An 18623-nucleotide genomic window follows, 5' to 3' on the forward strand; every position below is an offset into this window, starting at 1 on the left:
TCGGTTTAGCGGATTTCGAAACCCAGGCCCGCCAGGACGGTGCGCAGCTTCTCGCGTCCGTTCATCGACTTGATCGGTCCGAGACGGTTCAGGACGCGCTGGGTCCAGGTTGCCGCCTGCAGTTCGTGGCGCTGCGAGAAATTGGCCATCTCCGCATCGTAGGCGTGGCGTTCGGCGATCTCGTTCTCGACATTGTACTGCTCGCGATGCAGCACCGTAGCCTGGGGCAAGCGCGGTTTGACCTCCCCTGCGCCGGTTTCGGCGGCATAGCCGACACAGAGGCCGACGACGACAAACGATTGCGGCGGCAGGCCCAGCAGCTTGGCCACACGCACCGGGTCGTTGCGCATGGCTCCAATATAGACCGTGCCGAGCCCGAGCGATTCAGCCGCGACTACCGCATTCTGGGCGGCCAGGGCGGCGTCGATACAGGCGACCATGAAGGTCTCGAGCCACGGCATACATTCGAACTCGACCTTCTCCTGCGCGGAGATACGCTGGTTCCGGGCCATGTCGGCGACCCAGGCGATGAACAGCGGGCACTGCTCGATATGCTTCTGTCCGCCGGCAACCTCGGCCAGCACCTTCTTTTTGGCCGGGTCGGTGATGGCGATCGCCGACCACCATTGCATGTTGGAACTGGTGGCAGCCGACTGCGCGGCGGCAACGAGGGTCTCGACCGTCCCGGCTGGCAACGGATCGGCCTTGTAGGCCCGGACCGACCGGTGCTCGAGCTGGCGGGCGATCGTCTCGTTCCACGGGCCTGCCGCGGGCACCGCCGCACCGTAGCGGTGGGCCAGGCTTGCGCCCTTGTCGAAAGGTTGAGGTGTCAGCGAGTCCATGCAGGCGTTCCTTGTGGCTTGCGGCGAGTGACGGCGGTGACCAGAGCGAGAAAGATGAAGGCGACGACGATCGCGTAGATCATCTGCGGCTGCCCATGATCCATCAGCCAGCCGTAGGTCAGCGGCGCGATCATGCCACCGAGATTGAAGCCGGTGCTGACGAAGCCGAACACCTTGCCGAACGACCCGGCGGGCGTGACGGCGCGCACCATCATGTCGCGCGAGGGCTGGATCATGCCGTTGAGCAGGCCGCCGACGGACATCACCAGGATCAGGACGAAGCCCGGCATGGCCGTCCACCCCATGAGGATCGCCATGGTGGAAGTGAAGGCAAAGCCGATGGCCGCCACGCGTTCGTGATGCGGGGTGCGGTCGGCGATGACGCCGCCGAGCAGTACGCCGACCGCGCTCATCAGCAGGAAGCCTGACAGGGCAATGTTGGAGATCGAGGCGGGCGTGCCGTGCAGCGCCTGCTGGCTCACGACCGTGTAGGTCTGGATGCCGCCATTGGCCATGGCGAGGCAGAGGAAGAAGAAGAGATTGCGCAGAATCGGCGCGCTCAGCAGCAGATCCAGGCCGACTTTGTGATCTCCATGTGCCGGTCCGCTCGGCTTGCGCGACGGCTTGGGCAGGACATGGCCGGCAACCACGAGCAGCATCGCCGCAGCGAAGGAGAGGATGGCTGCGGCCATGAAGGCGCCGTGCCAGCCCCAGATGGCTGCACACCCGATCACCAGCGCCGGCGTCACGCCACCGCCGGCATAGCCGGCGAAGGTGTGGATCGAGAAGGCCTTGCCGATGCGCTTGCCGTCGATGGTGGCCGACAGGATTGAATAGTCGGCCGGATGGTAGACCGTGTTGGCCACGCCCAGCAGACCGTAAGCGATGATGAAGAGCCAATAGCCCGGCAGCAGTGCGGCCATGCTGATCGCGGCGGCGCCGACCAGGAGGCCGGCCGTCAGGACCGCGCGCGGACCGATGCGATCGACAAGGAAGCCCGCCGGTGTCTGCAGCAACGCCGATGCAACGTTGAAGGCCGTGAGGGCAAGGGCGATATCCGTATAACTCACTCCGAACGCCTCGCGCACCTGACCGAAGATGGGCGGCAGCAGCATGATGTGGACGTGACTCACGAAGTGCACGGCCGAGATCAGCGAGATGACCTTCGCGTCGCGCCGCCATCCTGCGGTGGCCTGTTCGGGAGCCGAGAGGCCGAGCGGTTCACTCGTCGATGACATTGACCTTCAAAGTCCCAATGGCTGAGATTTCAACCTCGACCGTGTCGCCGGCCTTCATCCAGAGCGGCGGCTTTCGGCCGAGCCCGACGCCATCCGGCGTACCGGTGGCGATGACGTCGCCTGGCTCGAGCCAAGTGACGGTCGAAAGATACTCGATGATGGAAGCCACGTCGAAAATCATGTGGTCCGTGGTGTCGTGCTGGACCACGGTGTCGTTCAGGCGCGTTGTCAGGGTCAGCGCCTGCGGATCGGGAATGACATCCGTCGTCACCATCCACGGGCCGAGCGGACCGGTGGCCGGAAAATTCTTGCCCGCGGTCACCGAATGTTTCTGAAAGTCCCGCACGCTGGCATCGAGAAAGCAGGTATAGCCCGCGACGACCGATAAGGCTTGGGCGCGTGGCACATGCCGGCAGTGCTCGCCGATAATGACCGCCAGCTCGCCTTCGAAGTCGAAGGCGATCGAAGCTTTGGGCCGCACGATCTGGCCGCGTGCCCCGACCAGCGTATTGTGCAACCGCGAAAAGACACTGGGCTGGGTGGGCGGCTCACGTCCGACTTCGCTCGCGTGGCTTGCGTAGTTGACGCCGACGCAGACGATCTTGTCGGGGTTGGGAATGACGGGCAGCAGCTCGACAGCATCGAGAGCGACGTCGGGAGGTTGGTTCCTGGCGGCCTTTGCGAGTTCCGTCAGCCCCTTGCCGGCGATGGCGTCACGCAGGCTGTGCCAGCGGCCGTTCATGCGTGCCGACAGATCGACGATACCATCGTCGACAACAGCTCCGACTCGTTGCGCGCCCGCTTGGCGAAAGCTGACCAACCGCATGAATCGACCATGGCAGCGGCTTGCGGTGTGTCAAGCCACGGAGGCGCGAGACGCCTTCAGGCTGCTGCTCGACGCGGCGGTGCCGGATAAGCACATTCTGCCAGTGTGGTCTTGTCCAGCTCCTCGAGGAAGGCATTGCGCGCCGCCGACAAGCGCTTCTTGAGACGGCAGCGTGGTGTGAGGACGCAATCGCCGCCGTCGTCCCGAAAGCATTCGACCAGAGGCTGATCGTCCTCGAGATCGCGCACGACCTCGCCCAAGGTGATCGCCTTGGCTGGCCGTGCGAGCTGAAAGCCGCCGCCCGTGCCGCGCTGCGTCTTGACGTAGCCGGTGGCCGCAAGCTGGCGCACGACCTTGATCAGATGATGCCGAGAGATCGCGAATTCGGTGGCGATCTCGTCTGTGGTGAACGAACGCGAAGGTTCGCTGGCGAGCCGCATCAGGGCGCGCAAACCGAAGTCGGTAAAGGCTGTGAGGCGCATTGTCGCTCCGCTATAATAGGCATTGGAAATACCTATTAACTGACCTCAAATAGGTATGATGAATACCAATTTAATACGCGCAGATGTCGTGGCGCAAACCGGAATCGACGAGGCGATGATCGAGCGGCTGGTGCACGCCTTTTATGCCAAGGTGCGCCAGGATGGGCTTCTCGGGCCGATCTTCGATGCTCGCGTGCGGGATTGGGACACGCATCTGGCACAGATGTGCCGTTTCTGGTCATCCGTCGCGCTGGCGACCGGCGAGTACCAGGGCAATCCCATGATCAAGCACGTCGATCTACCGGTCGATGCCCGGCATTTCGATCGCTGGCTTGAATTGTTCGAGGCGACGGCGTCCGAAATCTGTCCGCCGGCCGCGGCGACGCACTTCGTCGAGCGAGCGCGTCGCATCGCACAGAGCCTGGAACTCGGCGTCGCCCTCCGTGCCGGCGCGTTGCCGGCCCGCGGCACCCGATTCCACCGCCAGACCCCGGTTGCAGCCGGTGAAGGAGAGAAGCCATGACCAACTTTTCGAGCGGCTTGCCGGGGCATGAACGCACTGTTGGAGAGATCGCCGCCGCGCTGCCGGGTGCGACGGCGGTGTTCCGTCGCTTCGGAATCGATTTTTGCTGCAAGGGCGACATCGCGCTCGGCGACTCGGCGCGCGCTCGCGGCGTCGACGTCACCGAGGTCGAGCAGGCGCTGTCTGAACTGTCCGAAGCCAAGGCGCCAGCGCCGATGGATACCGTGGAACTGATCGAACACATCCTGGCGCGCTATCACGAAGTGCATCGCCGGGAGCTGCCCGAGCTGGTGCAGCTCGCTCGCAAAGTCGAGCAGGTCCATGCCGGTAAGCCGCATGCGCCGGTCGGTCTGGCCGATTTACTGGAGCGCATGATGCGGGAGCTCCACCAGCATATGTGCAAGGAAGAGCTCATCCTGTTCCCGGCGATGACGCAGGGCGCCAAGGGTCTTGACGCTCCCATCTCCCGGATGCGCCACGAGCACAACGACCACGGCGAAGCCCTGCGGGAGTTGGAGACGCTGACCGAGGGCTTCACGGTTCCCGCCGGAGCGTGCCGCACCTGGCAGGCCCTCTATGCCGGCACGTCCAAGCTTGCCGATGACCTGATGCAGCACATCTATCTCGAGAACATCGTCCTGTTCCCGAGGTTCACGCGCGGCTGACCGGTCAGCGCAGGGCGCGGGCGAGGGCGGGGGATAGGCCGATGCTCTCGACCGGCGCGGGTGCGGAGAACGGCCCGACCTTCGCCTTGGCCAGCTTTTGGCGGGCGAGGCTCTCTGCCATCGAGATCGCGCAAGCGACGCCATCGAGAAGTGGAACGTCGACGACGTCCTTCAGTTTGGCGGCAAGGCCCGCGAGTCCGGCGCCTCCCAGGATGACCACGTCGGCCCTGTCTTCGCGCACACAGGCCCGGCAGCCCTTGGCGAGCAAGGCCAACGCCGCCTTTGGCTTGCGCGCGATGTCGGCGCCGGTCGGCGCCACCGTGCGGACAGAGGCGAGCCGCGACGACAGGCCGTGGCTGGCGACGAACTCTTCAAGCATTGGCTTCCAGCGCTCGCCGCCGGTGACGATCGAGAAGCGCTGGCCGATGGCGCAAGCCTGCAGGATGGAAGCGTCGGCCATGCCGACGACCGGCACCTTGGCGATTTCCTTCAGGGCCGCGAGGCCGGGATCGCCAAAGCACGCCAACACCACGGCATCCTTGCGCCCCCTGTCTCGGGCCAATGCATCGACCGCTGCGTGGCCTGCGATCGCATAGCCGACACGGGAGGCGATATAGCGCGGACCGAAGGCGCCGCTGACCGCGCGCAGGATCGTATCCTTGCCGGCGAATTCCTTCGCTGTCTTCAGCACCAGCTCCGTGATCGAGGAGGTGGTGTTTGGATTGATAAGCAGAAGTTCGGTCATAGCTGCATGATTTCCTTCAGGCGCGCGACATCGTGATTCTCGCCGATGGACATGGCACAGATGCGCGAAACGTGTGTCATGGGCAGGCCGCTTTCTGCCTTCCAGGCATTGAGCTGGGCCTGTACCGCCTTCAGATCCTTCTTCGACGTTCCGGTGGCGCTCAGCGGCACGCCTGCATCGCGGAGGCAGAGCATGACGTCTCCCGACAGGACGAAGGCATCCCAGCCCAGGAAGCGCAGCAGGTACTGGCCGCTCCAGCCGCCGAGCCGGGAGCCGCGTTTGGCCAGCAGCTCCAGCAATCCGACCTGATCGTCCTCAGGCCAGCCCGCGAGGAACTTGCCGAAGCTGCCATGCTCGGCTGCGATTTCCGTCACGAACCTGGCATTCTCCCGCACCGAGCGAATCTTCTGCGGATTGCGAACGATGCGCTTATCGGAGGCGAGCTTGTCCCAGAATTCGTCGGGCTGGAACAGCAGTCGCTTGGGATGGAAGGCGAGGAAAGCCTCTTCGAAGCCGGGCCATTTCTTGTCGATCACATTCCAGACGAAGCCGGCCGAGAAGACGCGACAGGCCATCTCCGACAGCACCCGGTCATCGCCAAGGGCAGCGAGAGCCTTGCGGCTCGGCTTCCTGGGCATGAGGTTCGTCAGCGCCTTCTCGCCGCCCTTGCGCCTGGCTGCGCGCTCACGAATCGACTTGAAGGAAACCCTCGCCACGTCAGTCGAGCCAGCCGTCGAAGAAATCGAATACACTCGCCTTGAACAGGCCGTGGCCGATCAGGGAGAAGTGGTCGCAGCCTGGCACGGTGACCGCCTTGGCGCCAGGAATGGCCTCCGCCAGACCCTGTGGCGGACCCGCGAGCTGGTCGCGCATGCCAGCGACCACGAGTGTCGGCCGGCGGATGGACCCGAGCGCATCCGGCGTGAAGGCGGAGCGCGATCCGCGTGAACAGGCGGCCAATGCCAGCCGATCTTCCTTCTGCTCGTCGGCGAACTGCCGGAAGCTCTTCAGCATCGGGTCGCTGATGTCGTCGGCCGAAGTCGCCTCCATGGCCCGGGCCATCGCTTCGGGATCGCGCGCGGGCTCGAAGAGGCGTGCTCCAACCCCCGCCAGAACCAGATGGTCGATCCGGCTGCCATCGAGCAAAGCGGCAGTCAGCGCGATATGGGCGCCCATCGAGAAGCCGAGCAGGTGGGCGCGCTCGATGCCCGCCTCATCCATCAGGGCAAAGATATCGCTCGCCATGGCCTCTCGGCTGTACTTCTCCGGCATATGCGGCTTGTCGCTTTCGCCATGGCCGCGATTGTCGAGCGCAAGGCCGCGCAAGCCTTTGGCGGCGAGCGCATCGTACCAGCCCATGCGCTTCCAGTTCTCGTACCGATTGGCGGAGAAACCATGCACGAGAACGATCGCCTTCCGAGCATCCGGCGCACCAAACTCGTCGTAGGCCAGCGACAGCCCATCGGAGGTGAACTTAGCCATCCCTTTCCCTAACGCGGGCCCGGGCCAGCGACAAGGTTGATCCAATGGGACAAGTATTGGACAAGACAGGAAACGGGAGGGGAGCGATGGCGGGAAAGATCGGCAGGACAGTTGGCGAGTCACAGCCGCATTGGCCTGAGCGGCCCCAACGGCCGGCGGGCCTGAAGAAGCAGGGAGCACCGAACCTCCTGATCGTGTTGTTCGATGACGTCGGTTTCTCCGACTTCGGTTGCTACGGCTCGCCGATTGAAACGCCGACCATCGATGCGATTGCCGGCCGCGGGCTACGCTATACGGGCTTCCACACGACAGCGATGTGCTCGACCACGCGAGCCGCCTTGCTGACGGGGCGCAACCATCATTCGGTTGGCGTCGGATGCCTCGCCAATTTCGATTCTGGCTATCCCGGCTACAGGGGCAAGATTGCACGCGAAGCCGGGACGCTGGCGGAAATGCTTCGCCCGCACGGTTATCGCAACTACATGCTCGGCAAGTGGCATGTGACGCCTCTGACCGAGTCCGGTGCGACAGGCCCCTTCGATGGCTGGCCGCTGGGGCGCGGCTTCGATCGCTACTACGGGTTCATGGATGCCGAGACCGACCAGTATGCGCCGGAGCTGGTGCGGGACAATACGCCGGTCGATCCGCCAGGTACCTTCGCCACGGGTTACCACCTGACGGCCGACTTGGTCGATCAGGGCATCCGTTATATCGCCGATCATGTCGCCGATGACGCGAACGTGCCTTGGCTCACCTGGCTTGCCTTTGGCGCCTGTCATGCCCCGCATCAGGCGCCGTTCGATCTGATCCGCAAGTACGATGCCGTCTTTGCCGAAGGCTGGGATCTCGAACGCGATCGTCGGCTCGCGCGCCAGAAGGAGATGGGCATCGTACCGAAAGATACGCGCCTGCCGCCGCGCAACGACATGGTCCGGCCGTGGTCGGAACTGCCGGACGGCGAGCGCAAGCTCTATACGCGCCTGCAGGCCGCCTATGCGGCCATGCTCGATCACGCCGATCGGCATCTGGCCAGGCTGGTGAAGTTTCTCGAGGAGGCGGGCCAGCTCGACAATACGATGATCGTGGTCATGTCCGACAACGGCGCCAGCCAGGAGGGCGGTCCGTTCGGCATGGTCAACGCCATGGGCCCCTACAATCTGCGCCGCGAGCCGCTTGAGGAGAAAATCGACCGCATCGACGATATCGGCGGACCCGACACGCATTCCAACTTTCCACTTGGTTGGGCGATGGCCTCGAACACGCCGCTGCGCCGCTACAAGCAGAACACGCATGGCGGCGGAATTCGCGACCCTCTGGTGATGTCGTGGCCCAAGGGACTGACGGCGCGCGGCGAGCTGCGTCCTCAGTTCTGTCATGCCGCCGATCTGGTGCCGACTCTTCTCGACGTCGTGGGCGTGACGGCGCCCGATGTCATCAACGGTGTGCCGCAGATGCCCATCGAGGGGACGAGCTTCGCGGCAAGTCTGGAAGATGCTGGCAGTCCATCGAAGTCCTCACCGCAATACTTCGAAATGTTCGGCCATCGCGGCCTATGGAAGGATGGCTGGAAGGCGGTGGCATTCCATCCGCCGGGAACGGATTTCGACAAGGATCAGTGGGAACTCTATCACCTCGATCGCGACTTCAGTGAAACCGATGACCTCGCCCAGCGCGAGCCGGAACGCCTGAAGGCCATGATCGAGGCGTGGTGGCACCAGGCCGAGCGCTACAAGGTGTTGCCGCTCGACGATCGCTTCGGGCCGCGCTTTTCCGACAACGCCAAGCGGTTCCATGGTCCCCGCAACCGCTTCGTATTCCATGCCGGCATGGGGCATGTGCCGACCGACGTGGCGCCCGATGTCCGCAGTCGCACCTACACCATCGAGGCCGATGCGCGCATTGATGGAGCGACTACGGAGGGGGTCCTGATTGCGCATGGCGATATGACTTCCGGCTATTCGCTCTACATCAAGGACAACCGCCTGACCTACGACATGAACGTAGGTGGCGTGCACCATGTCGCGATCTCTGACCGGCCCGTTCCTGCCGGCAATCGCCGCCTCGGGGTGCGCATGCGGCGCAGCAAGGGGCTCAATATCGCGACCCTACTGATCGACGGCGAGCCTGCCGGCGCAATCGAGACCCAGCTCGGCTTCATCAGTTTCATTTCATGGTCCGGTCTCGATATTGGCCGCGATCGCGGCAGTCCGGTCTCGCATTACGAGGCGCCGTTCGCCTTCACTGGCAAGCTGCGCAAGGTGACCGTCGTTCTGGACGACGATCAGGCGCTCGACAGTGACTCGGCGGCCTCCGCCGCCGTCGCCCGCGAATAACACGCGGGCGACCGCCCTCGGTTCCTCCGTCGTGATGCTCGGACTTCGCCGGTTCGCGCTCTACGGATGTCGCCTGAGGCTTCGGCGCAGAGTGCGGAATCGTACGAGTTTTCACATGCTGTGATCGATTCGAGGCACTGTCATTTGTCACTTCTGCGTCTGCAGAAAATGGCTCACCTTCGCCGCAGGGTTGTGGGAGTGGGTGATGACGAGTGTTCTTGTCGAAAGAGACATGCCCTCGCCGCTTGATCAGGTCGATGCCGACCTGAGCGATGCACCAAGCGCTTCCGACAGCAGGTCTTCAACTCCTCACGAAGTGATCTGGCTTTGGATCCTGAGGGTTCTGCTGCCAGTGTTGGCCATACTGTCAGGCCGGGTGCTCTATTGGATCTGGTTCGACAATCCCTATGGCGGGATCAATTGGTACGATATCGTCGGAGGCATTGCCCTGGCTCTCTGTACCATCATCGTCAGCCTGTGGGCCGTCGGCAGCTGGTGTTCCAAGAGCGTGGCTTGAGACGATATCGCTCTCGCGACACATACGGATTGGAACCGGTACCGTCGCAGCTCGTTCCAAGCCCGCAAGGAGAGCCGGATGTCGTTTGCCGAGGATGCCAAGCGCGTTGCGGAACGTTTGACAGGGATCGGACGCCCCTCAGACGGCGAGTTGAAGCGTCTGCTGCGCACGGTCGAACCGCAGACATTCTCGTTTAAGGACGACGGGGAGACGCCGAACAATCCGGCCTTGCCGATGCTATATTATCCGAACGCCGTTGCGCTGCCCTCGGACTTCGACCCGGCGGCCGTGTTGGAGAAGATCTTCGATGGCAACGGCTGGAGCAACGGGATCTTCGATTTCCTCCACTTTCACACCCAGGTGCACGAGGTTCTGGGCATCGCCCGCGGACATGCCACCGTCCGTTTCGGGGGCGGCACAGGCTGCACCGTGACCGTGAAGGCAGGTGACGTGGTTGTGCTTCCGGCCGGGACAGGGCATCAGCGCGTCGCTCCGGCTGAAGATCTGCTTGTCGTCGGTGCCTATCCGCCAGAGGGACGATATGACCAACAGGAGCCTGGAAATCTGGATCACGACGCAGCGCTTGCCCGCATCCGCTCGGTCGCCGTCCCAGGGACTGATCCTGTCTATGGCCCGAATGGACCTCTCCGTCGCCTGTGGACGCAGAACGGCGCGGCGAGCTGAAGCCACCGCGCCGCCTGCTTGACTGTCTCTGCTATTTGTCGAGATCCTGCGCCATCTTCAGATGTTCCTGGAGCTTGGGCAGCGTCTCGCCAGCGAACGTCTTCAAGTCGGCGTTATCACCGCCCTTGGCGTAACGCTGATACAGGGATACCGCGTCTTTGTGGGCGGAAACCTGCATGTCTTCATATTGCTTCGTGAAGTCCTTGCCATTCAGCCCCTTGAGCTTGTCGAGCTTGGCCTGATGGCTTTTATCCAGCGTGCTGGGCATGTCCACCTTGACCTTCCCGCCGGTGACCAGTTGCTTGAGCTTGTCGGATGTCTCGGTGTGATCCTTGATCATCTGCTCGGCAAAGGTCTTGTCCTTGGTGTCGCCCTTGGTCGCCACCAGCTGGCTGGACTGGATTTCCAGCATGTCGCTATTCACCGCTTCGGTCACGAAGTCCTGCGTTGTCGGGGTGATTCCGAGCGTGGAATTGACACCGGTCTTCTCTGCGATGGACTGTGAGTAGGCTGGCGTTGCCAGCAGGACGACTGCGGCCCCGGCGAGAAGCATGTTCTTCATGTTGACCTCCGCTCGCTGACTGAAGTTGCTCCCGGCTAACGGTGCGGCCGGTTAGGAAGTTGCCGAGTACTTGCGGAGGATCTGAGCCGGTCAGGTGGTTGCGCCTCTCGGTCCGCGCTCAGGCTTCGGTCCCTTCACATCCGCATTCTGGCTCCCCGGGATACTCGCTCCACCGTCGTCGCGGGTGGTCTTGGGGGCCTTCTTCGTTTTGCGCTCTTCCTGTTGACCGGGCGGGCCGCCCCCCGGGTTGAGGCGCTCGTATTCCTTTTCGGGGGAAGACGTCGGAGATTTACCCATGATCACGCTGCCCTTCGACGGTTCGGTTTCCTTTTCGATGCTCCAGTCTTTGCTTTTGATGCCGCAAAACGCTCCGCTCGTTCGCGGGAGGCACCCCCAGCTTTCAGGCTGTTGCGTAGCGCCTCCATGAGATCAACCACTTTCGTGTCGTCGTTGGCGGGCTTGGCAGGTCGGATGGGCCGGCCTTTGCGTTTCTCTTCAATCAAAGCCCGAAGCGCCTCTTCATAGCGGTCCTCGAACTCCGACGGGTCAAACGAGCCGGACTGCTGGTCGATGATCCTTTCGGCAATGTCGAGCATCCGCGGGTCTGCCTTGGGAAGTTCGGGGTGGGGCACCGCCTCGAGACCGCGCACCTCGTCGGCCATGCGCAGTGTCGTCAAGACGAGTCCCTCACGTTCGATCTCGATCGCGCAAATACGTTCGCGGCCGTTCATCACGAGTCGTCCGATCGCCACCATCTTCTTGTGCTCCATCGCCTCGCGGATGACGGCAAAAGCCTCGATGCCCGTCTTGCTGGCGGGAACCAGATGGAAAGGCATGTCCCAATACAGACGGTCGATCGTGGTGCGGGGCACGAACTTCTCGATGTCGATGACGCGCGTCGACTCGAGCTTCACGGCGGTGAAGTCTTCCTTGTCCAACAGGACATATTCGCCTTTCGCAACTTCGAAGCCCTTCACCAGATCGGCGCGCGCGACCTCTTCACCAGTCCCGGCATCGACCGTCTTCATTCTGATGCGATTGTTGGTTTCCGGGTTGATCAGGTTGAAGCGGATGGTCTGTGCTTCGCTGGTCGCGGTGTACAGTGCCACCGGGCAGGTGACCAGCGACAGGCGCAAATGACCTTCCCACGACGGCCGCGCTGCCATGACAAATCCTCGTAAGGGCGAGTTGGTTGTTCCAGCGCGGATTCAACAGCCCTCCATGCCCGCGCGTTGCCGCGGCAAAGAGCTTTCAAGATCTAGAGGGTCGTTCTCCTTTCAGTCTCCCAACCCAAGGGTGCAACGTCGCTCGAAGACGCTCGTTCATGAGTGCATGCCCCGTTTGAAGAAATCCCAGGCACGTCTCCTGTTCCTGCCGGCATGCAAGTCCGGTTCCGATGAAGTCAACGTCGTCGTCGAAACCTCCCGGGGAAGCCCCCACAAATACAAGTACGACCCCGCCGTTAATGCCTTGCGCCTCTCGTCCGTGTTGGGCGAAGGCATGGTCTTTCCCTATGATTTCGGCTTCGTTCCCTCGACCCTTGGTGCCGACGGCGATCCTCTCGATGTGTTGTTGATGCTCGACCACGCCGCATCCTCGGGAATCATAGCGTCCGCACGCCTGATTGGCGTGCTGGAGATACGACAGCGGACGGCCACGGAGGGATGGAAGCGCAACGACCGGTTTCTCGCCGTGGGCACCCAGAGCCGCACCTTGCGCGACCTGAAAGACCTTGCGGAGCTGCCGGGGCGTGAACTCGAAGAGCTGGAGGCCTTCTTTACTCGCTATGCTGGCCTCAACGGCAAGGAGCTCGAGGTTCTGGAGCGCAAAGGGCCTCGTCGAGCTCATCGCCTGCTGAAGGTTGGCGAAAAGCTGTTCGATCGCACCTACCAGCCACGCAAATGACCAGCGGGACGATGCCCTTTCATCTCGGTCGCGACGCCGTTCATGTTGCGATCGACATCCAGCGCGTCTTCGCAGAGCCCAGCCCCTGGCACGTGCCCTGGATGGCGAGAACCATTCCCAATGTGGTGGCTATTGCCAGCCGCCATCCAGATCGGACCATCTTTACCCGGTTCATCCCGCCGCGCGAGGCAGGGGAAATGCCGGGCGCCTGGCGCAACTACTATCGCCACTGGCAGGCGCTGACACGCAATGTTCTCGACGAGCGACTCCTCGATCTGGTCGAGCCGCTGCGGCGGCTGGTGCCGCCGGCGAGGGTTTGTGACAAGGCGGTGTACTCTGCCTTTGCCAATAGGGCCCTGGGTCGATGGCTCGGTGAGCGATCGATCGGCACGCTGATCATCAGCGGCGGCGAAACGGATGTCTGCGTTCTGGCGACAGTCATGGCCGCGATCGATCGCGGGTTCCGGGTCGTGTTGCCAACCGACGCGCTTTGCAGCGGCAACGATGCCAGCCATGACGCTCTGCTCGCCTTGTTCCGGCAACGGTTCGAGCATCAGATCCGGACGGCTTCCACCGAGGAGGTGCTCTGCAGTTGGGAATGAGATGCAAACAGCAACCTGCTGAGACGCCCTATCCATATTTTCCAAATGGTCTTTGATCCATATCAATCGAGCGCCGGCGGCAGCGTGGCATTCGGGACGCATTGTGTCTCCCCTCGGAAAGACTGCTATGCCCAACGCGATTCGGATGATGAAGGACCGGCAGAAGGCCATGTTTTCTGTTCTTTTGGCGTTTCGCACGATCGCCCGCCGGGCGATGCGTTCAGATGGGAAGGCCGACTTCACCCACCTGAAAAGCCTGCTCGAATATCTCGACCGCTTTCCCGAGAAACTTCACCAGCCGAACGAAGAGCGTTACCTGTTCAAGGCCGTCCTCAGCCGCGATCCCGGCCTGTCACGGGTCGTTGCCCGAGCCCAGCGGGACCATGCGGCGAGCAAGGGCTATCTGGTGCGCCTCCGCGCCGCTCTCAAGGATTGGGAGGATGGTGTCGAGGGCGGTCTTGCCCAGACGGCAATCGTGGCCGATGACTATGTCCGGTTTGCGCGGCGCCATGCCCGCATCGAGGAACGCGACCTGCTGTCGGTCGCCCGCAACGTTCTTGGTCAGGCGGAATGGGCTGATATCGAACGGGTCTTCGGAGCGGCTGCCGATCCCCTTGCCGTCTCGAAAAGCCGCCAGGAGTGCACCACGGCCATACGCAAGCTGTCGAACCTGCCGGCGTAGCGTTCGGTCATTTCAGGGATAGCCGGCGTCCTCCTTCAGCCGCTCGACCCGCCGCTTGAGCACGAAGGGGAGCGCAAGGTCCCGGTAGAACATGTCGATCGTATCTGGCGTCCAGCGGCGTGACGCCAGAACGCTCCAGTAATTGTCCGTAACCTTTTGCGCTTCGCAGTGCCAGGCCACTGCGGATGCAACGACATTGGCGGGACTGATCCGGTCGTCGAAGAGGTCCACCGATGCGGCAAGGCAATTCATCAGCGCCGTCCGCTGGTCCTGCAGGATCAGCGACCGCAGTTCGTTGGGAATCTTGGGCCGACCGTCGTCTTGGGCGACCGCAGGGGCAATCGCAGCCGAGCAGATGGCGGCCAGTGCAATCAGGGGCCGAAGTTTCGACATGCTGATTTAGTGCCCCGTCCTCTGCGACCGGACGTTGCGCTGGATCAATGGCGCACTATTTCAAGAGTGGAATCGGCGCGACGGCCACCCTTGTTTGATCTGGATCACCGCGGCCCCCTGGATCCTGGTGCCCAATGCAAGGGTAAGGAGAAGCGCAATGGCAACGATCCGAGCTGATCGCCGACGCACCAAGGCAGGCGTGTTCGTGGGAACGCTTCTGGGCGCCTTTCTTCTGGCCGGTGCAGCGTTTGCCCAAAGCGGGGACGGACGACAGCAGGGATGGAAGCTGGAGCCGAATGTCGAGCCGCCCAGCTATGCCGTGATCGAGCCGGTAAAGACTAATCTCAATATCGAAGCGCTGGTGCTGACCTGCGAGCAGGCCGGGGACCGACGCGTCCTGCAGTTCCAGCTTTACGTGTCGCCTCCAGGGCCGCTTTTGCCAGCGGGGAGCAATCCCCGGGAATTGCGGGCCGACCCGAGCGCACAAATGCAGATTGATGGTCGCGTCTACCCGATCAGCCTGTTCTTCGCCGAAGATTATGTCGTCCTCGCGGACGCCGTTGCGGATCGGGTGCCGCTCGTCTCGGATCGCCTTCTTGATGGCGTCCAGGACGGCAAGACCATGATCCTGCGGTTCGATCTGGTTGCCAAGGACCGCGGTGGGCACCGTTCGTTCGATGGCGAAGCAACGATTGACCTGAAGGCGGCGCCGGGCGGTTCTGCCGTCGCCGCGGTGCGGCATTGCGTCGATCCCGTCGCCAAGCCAAGTGCGCGCTCGGCCTGGCCGCCGCATCCGTCGGGAAACGTGTCCGGCTGATCTGCCCGACTGCGGCAAAATACGCGGACATCGCGCGATGTTTTGGCGAAGCTTGCTGGGATCTGGCCCGTTGCCTTTGAAAGGTCGGGGGGATGCCGATCCGGTCAACGGTGCCCTGGTCGGGTTTGACCTCGATCAATGTTCGCCATGCTACCGAGTCGATGATTGCCGCGCGCGATCCTAGTCGATCGTTAATCCGAGGACAGGAGAGATGACAATGGCCAATCAAGTTCCCAAGCCCGTTCAGCCACCCAGCGCTCCGTCGTTCCCGTGGCTCGGCATGGATATCGATCAGTATTTCAATCGCCTGCTCCGCAGCAGCTGGCCTTTCAAGTGGCCTGAGACCGGTATGACGGAAGCGCCACGGGCATTGCGGGCCTTCGAGCATATGCCGCAGGTGGAAGTGAAGGAAAACGACAAGCATTACACTGTCATGGTCGAGCTTCCGGGTCTCGACGAGAAGGACGTGAAGGCCACCGTGGAAGGCGACGTACTGACCATCAGCGGCGAGAAGAAGGTCGAGCGGACAGACGAGAAGACGCATTATTCCGAGCGCAGCTACGGAAGCTTCACGCGGTCTTTCACGCTCCCGAACGACGCCGATCGCAACAACGTTGCGGCGCACTTCGTCAAAGGGGTTCTGACGGTGGAGATTCCAAAAACCGCCAATGCGCCCCAGCAGGGCAAGCAGATCGAGATCAAGGCAAGCTGACAGCCGCATCTTGCGCATCGGTGCGAGATTCAATCGTGGCGAACGGCCGCCTGAGGTCGTTCCTTTACATGCGGGCCGCGCAGACAGCGTGGCCCGCTCCGTTTGTCGTAGAATTTTTCGATCGCGAACCGCCTCCACCCGCCGTGAATGACCAAGAGTCTCCATCGACGTCATCCGTCGGCCTCACCACGACGGAGGCCGGCCGTCGCCTTGCCGAATTTGGGCCGAATGCAACGCCCGAGGTGGCTGTTCATCCGTTGTGGCTCATCCTCGGTAAGTTCGTTGCGCCAATCCCGTGTCTGCTCGAGGCAGCCATCGCCCTGCAGCTCATCCTCGGCGAATACATCGAGGCCAGCGTCATTGCCGTCCTTCTGGTCTTCAACGCTGCCTTGGCCTTGTTCCACGAGAACCGGGCTCACGCCACGGTCGAGGCGCTCAAATCGAGGCTGGCCCTTTACGCCAACGTGCGCCGCAATGGAGAGTGGCGAACCGTTCCTGCATCGGAGATCGTGCCCGGCGACGTCCTCAAGCTCTCGCTCGGGAATGTCATCGCCGCTGATGTTCGTCTTCTGACAGGCGGCGTGCTGCTCGATCAGTCCACGATCACCGGCGAGTCCCTGCCGGTCGAAGGTGCGGCCGGCATGGAAACCTATGCCGGCGTTCTTGTCCGGCGCGGCGAAGCCATCGCTGTTGTTACGCAAACCGGCGCGCGCACGAAGTTTGGACGAACGGCGGAATTGGTCCGCACCGCCTACGTAACAAGCGCGCAGCAGCGGACCATTTTCAGGGTCGTGGCCTATCTGGCGGCCATAAATGCGGTGGTGGCATCGGCACTCATCGCCTACGGCTGGACGATCGGCCTGCCAGGGACGGAGTTCATTCCGCTTGTCCTGATTGCGGTCCTGGCGACTGTGCCGGTCGCCCTGCCGGCCACCTTCACGTTGGCGACGGCTATCGGCGCACAGAAGCTCGCCGGCCAAGGTGTGCTTCCGACGCGTCTTTCCGCGGTCGATGAAGCGGCCTCGATGGATCTTCTATGCTCGGACAAGACCGGGACCCTTACGCGCAACGAACTGGCGGTGGTCGCCATTCATGCCTTTCCCGGGTTTGATAATCGGCAGGTGGCCGAACTGGGCGCGCTCGCCAGTTCGGAAGGCGGCTCGGATCCGGTCGACCAGGCCGTCCGGCGGGCTGCCCGGCCAGATCCATCCCTTCGCAGCAGACTGCTCAATTTCGTGCCGTTCGATCCTGCCAGCAAAATGTCCCAGGCCACCATCGAGGATGGGACGGACAAGGCGATCCGCATCGTCAAAGGCGCCTTCGCCACGGTTGCGGCGCTGGCAGAGCCTTGTCCCGGCTCGACCGAAGCGGCCACCGACCTCGAGCGGCAGGGTTTCCGGGTGCTCGCGGTCGCTCGTGCTCAAGCAGGCGCAATGCAGCTTGCAGGCTTGCTGGCGCTCAGCGATCCACCGCGGGCGGACGCCGCGATGTGCATTGCCCAACTTCGGGACCTTGGCGTCGAAGTTGTCATCGCGACCGGCGATGCACCGCTGACAGCGGAGGTCATCGCACGGCAGGTGGGCATTTCCGGAACTGTTCGCCCTCCGGGACCGATTGCGGCAGGCAGCACATCGCTGTCCGACTATGCCGTCTTCGCTGGCGTCCTGCCGGAAGACAAGTTCAATCTCGTCAAGGCGCTGCAGGCGGCCGGTCATACCGTCGGCATGTGTGGTGACGGCGCCAACGACGCTGCAGCGCTGCGACAGGCCCAGATCGGGATTGCGGTGTCCACCGCAACCGACGTCGCCAAGTCGGCGGCAGGCATCGTGCTGACGGAGCCCGGCCTTGGCGGGATCGTCGCGGCGGTGCGCGAAGGCCGCATAACCTTCCAGAGAATATTGACCTACACGCTGCGCTCGATCGTCAACAAGGTGCGCCAGGTGCTGTTTCTCGCAATCGGCCTCGTGATGATCCGCCATGCCGTGCTGACGCCGATGATGATGGTTCTGTCGATGATCACCGGCGACTTTCTGGCCATGTCGGCAACGACCGATAATGTGAGGCCGTCTCGGCGCCCCAACACTTGGCGCGTGGGAAGGTTGACATTGGCCGGCGCCATCCTGGGGCTCTTCGATCTGATCTTCTGCTCGGCGGTGCTGGCCTTCGGAAAATACCAGCTCGGCCTGTCCCTGGGCGCATTGCAAACGCTGACACTCGTAACGTTGGTCTTCAACGGCCAGGCGGTGTTCTATGTCGTGCGCGAGCGCGGACGCATCTGGTCTTCCCGGCCGAGCGGGATCGTCGTTCTCGCCTCGCTTGCGGACATTTTGATCGTCCCGACCATGGCCAATCGGGGAATTCTCATGAGCAGTCTGCCCTTGGGAATCATTGGCGGGCTGTTTGCCGCCGCCGTGGTCCTGGCCTTCGTCTTGGACCTGGTCAAATGCGAGATATTCGGACGATTGCAGATGGCATAGTCCGACCGGCGCGGTTCGAAGTGGTTCAGCCGATGGATTTCGTTGATGCAAGTCAACGACTGGGCCGGTGATCGTCACATCCTTGCGCTAATGGTGGCTGTTCGCATCTGCCGCGCAGCGTGCTTAAAGTGGATTG

The 18623-nt window shown here is 62.8% G+C and carries 21 protein-coding genes; 11 read left to right on the forward strand and 10 right to left on the reverse strand.

What is annotated here, in order from left to right:
• Positions 1–5 precede the first annotated feature (5 nt).
• From B5D62_RS18195 to B5D62_RS18210, 4 genes are all read right to left on the reverse strand, one after another.
• Entirely contained in the window at positions 6–842 is an 837-nt protein-coding gene (locus B5D62_RS18195; protein WP_085935344.1) for an NADPH-dependent oxidoreductase, read from the reverse strand.
• Positions 830–2080 (reverse strand): MFS transporter, encoded by a 1251-nt coding sequence (locus tag B5D62_RS18200; protein WP_085935345.1) that lies wholly within the window; start codon positions 2078–2080, stop codon positions 830–832. The genes B5D62_RS18195 and B5D62_RS18200 overlap by 13 nt, the downstream gene beginning before the upstream one ends.
• Positions 2064–2822, reverse strand: a complete 759-nt coding sequence (locus B5D62_RS18205; RefSeq protein ID WP_218191118.1) for a fumarylacetoacetate hydrolase family protein — start codon at positions 2820–2822, stop codon at positions 2064–2066. The genes B5D62_RS18200 and B5D62_RS18205 overlap by 17 nt, the downstream gene beginning before the upstream one ends.
• A gap of 140 nt (positions 2823–2962) precedes the next feature.
• On the reverse strand, positions 2963–3388 hold the full coding sequence (locus tag B5D62_RS18210; RefSeq protein WP_085935347.1) for an RrF2 family transcriptional regulator: 426 nt from the start codon (positions 3386–3388) through the stop codon (positions 2963–2965).
• 55 nt (positions 3389–3443) lie between these two features.
• On the opposite strand from B5D62_RS18210, the gene B5D62_RS18215 reads away from it, so the two are divergent.
• Together B5D62_RS18215 and ric are read left to right on the forward strand one after the other, a co-directional pair.
• Entirely contained in the window at positions 3444–3911 is a 468-nt protein-coding gene (locus tag B5D62_RS18215) for a group III truncated hemoglobin (protein ID WP_419188792.1), read from the forward strand.
• On the forward strand, positions 3908–4576 hold the full coding sequence (gene ric / locus B5D62_RS18220; protein WP_085935348.1) for an iron-sulfur cluster repair di-iron protein: 669 nt from the start codon (positions 3908–3910) through the stop codon (positions 4574–4576). Before B5D62_RS18215 ends, ric begins: the two co-directional genes overlap by 4 nt.
• Positions 4577–4580: 4 nt before the next feature.
• Here ric and B5D62_RS18225 read toward each other — a convergent pair whose 3' ends face one another.
• The 3 genes from B5D62_RS18225 to B5D62_RS18235 are packed head-to-tail and all read right to left on the reverse strand — an operon-like array spanning position 4581 to position 6803.
• The gene (locus B5D62_RS18225) at positions 4581–5321 is read right to left on the reverse strand and encodes an aspartate/glutamate racemase family protein (protein ID WP_085935349.1); all 741 of its coding nucleotides are present in this window, start codon (positions 5319–5321) and stop codon (positions 4581–4583) included.
• Positions 5318–6037, reverse strand: coding sequence for a DNA-3-methyladenine glycosylase I (locus tag B5D62_RS18230; protein ID WP_218191121.1), 720 nt, complete (start codon positions 6035–6037; stop codon positions 5318–5320). Before B5D62_RS18230 ends, B5D62_RS18225 begins: the two co-directional genes overlap by 4 nt.
• 1 nt (position 6038) lies before the next feature.
• Positions 6039–6803: an alpha/beta fold hydrolase gene (locus B5D62_RS18235; RefSeq protein ID WP_085935350.1), complete on the reverse strand. Its 765-nt coding sequence runs from the start codon at positions 6801–6803 to the stop codon at positions 6039–6041.
• 86 nt (positions 6804–6889) lie between these two features.
• Between B5D62_RS18235 and B5D62_RS18240 the strand changes: the two genes are divergently transcribed.
• From B5D62_RS18240 to B5D62_RS18250, 3 genes are all read left to right on the forward strand, one after another.
• A complete protein-coding gene (locus B5D62_RS18240; RefSeq protein ID WP_085935351.1) occupies positions 6890–9136 on the forward strand; it encodes an arylsulfatase in 2247 nt (748 codons plus the stop codon).
• A 205-nt stretch (positions 9137–9341) separates the two neighbouring features.
• Positions 9342–9653: a hypothetical protein gene (locus B5D62_RS18245; protein WP_139373950.1), complete on the forward strand. Its 312-nt coding sequence runs from the start codon at positions 9342–9344 to the stop codon at positions 9651–9653.
• Positions 9654–9731: 78 nt separating this feature from the next.
• Positions 9732–10337: a cupin gene (locus B5D62_RS18250; protein ID WP_218191122.1), complete on the forward strand. Its 606-nt coding sequence runs from the start codon at positions 9732–9734 to the stop codon at positions 10335–10337.
• A 31-nt stretch (positions 10338–10368) separates the two neighbouring features.
• On the opposite strand, the gene B5D62_RS18255 is transcribed toward B5D62_RS18250, so the two are convergent.
• Both B5D62_RS18255 and ku read right to left on the reverse strand, forming a co-directional pair.
• Positions 10369–10899 (reverse strand): DUF4142 domain-containing protein, encoded by a 531-nt coding sequence (locus B5D62_RS18255; protein ID WP_085935353.1) that lies wholly within the window; start codon positions 10897–10899, stop codon positions 10369–10371.
• 299 nt (positions 10900–11198) lie between these two features.
• Positions 11199–12065, reverse strand: coding sequence for a non-homologous end joining protein Ku (gene ku, locus B5D62_RS18260; protein WP_085935354.1), 867 nt, complete (start codon positions 12063–12065; stop codon positions 11199–11201).
• 166 nt (positions 12066–12231) lie between these two features.
• Between ku and B5D62_RS18265 the strand changes: the two genes are divergently transcribed.
• The 3 genes from B5D62_RS18265 (at position 12232) to B5D62_RS18275 (ending at position 14088) form a co-directional block, all read left to right on the forward strand.
• Positions 12232–12804: an inorganic diphosphatase gene (locus tag B5D62_RS18265; protein WP_170921005.1), complete on the forward strand. Its 573-nt coding sequence runs from the start codon at positions 12232–12234 to the stop codon at positions 12802–12804.
• Complete coding sequence (locus B5D62_RS18270; RefSeq protein WP_231714853.1) at positions 12801–13406, forward strand: cysteine hydrolase family protein; 606 nt, start codon at positions 12801–12803, stop codon at positions 13404–13406. Before B5D62_RS18265 ends, B5D62_RS18270 begins: the two co-directional genes overlap by 4 nt.
• A 127-nt stretch (positions 13407–13533) precedes the next feature.
• Entirely contained in the window at positions 13534–14088 is a 555-nt protein-coding gene (locus B5D62_RS18275; RefSeq protein ID WP_085935356.1) for a hemerythrin domain-containing protein, read from the forward strand.
• A gap of 12 nt (positions 14089–14100) precedes the next feature.
• On the opposite strand, the gene B5D62_RS18280 is transcribed toward B5D62_RS18275, so the two are convergent.
• The gene (locus B5D62_RS18280) at positions 14101–14481 is read right to left on the reverse strand and encodes a hypothetical protein (RefSeq protein WP_085935357.1); all 381 of its coding nucleotides are present in this window, start codon (positions 14479–14481) and stop codon (positions 14101–14103) included.
• A 34-nt stretch (positions 14482–14515) separates the two neighbouring features.
• Here B5D62_RS18280 and B5D62_RS18285 point away from each other — a divergent pair, with 34 nt between their 5' ends.
• From B5D62_RS18285 to B5D62_RS18295, 3 genes are all read left to right on the forward strand, one after another.
• Positions 14516–15298 carry a hypothetical protein gene (locus B5D62_RS18285; RefSeq protein WP_139373951.1) on the forward strand — a complete coding sequence of 261 codons (783 nt, stop codon included), beginning with the start codon at positions 14516–14518 and terminating at the stop codon, positions 15296–15298.
• Positions 15299–15515: 217 nt separating this feature from the next.
• On the forward strand, positions 15516–16010 hold the full coding sequence (locus B5D62_RS18290; protein ID WP_170921006.1) for an Hsp20/alpha crystallin family protein: 495 nt from the start codon (positions 15516–15518) through the stop codon (positions 16008–16010).
• Between the two features lie 143 nt (positions 16011–16153).
• A complete protein-coding gene (locus tag B5D62_RS18295) occupies positions 16154–18487 on the forward strand; it encodes an HAD-IC family P-type ATPase (protein ID WP_218191123.1) in 2334 nt (777 codons plus the stop codon).
• Positions 18488–18623: the final 136 nt, after the last annotated feature.

Origin of the sequence: Enhydrobacter aerosaccus (assembly GCF_900167455.1) — a bacterium.
GTDB lineage: Bacteria > Pseudomonadota > Alphaproteobacteria > Reyranellales > Reyranellaceae > Reyranella > Reyranella aerosaccus.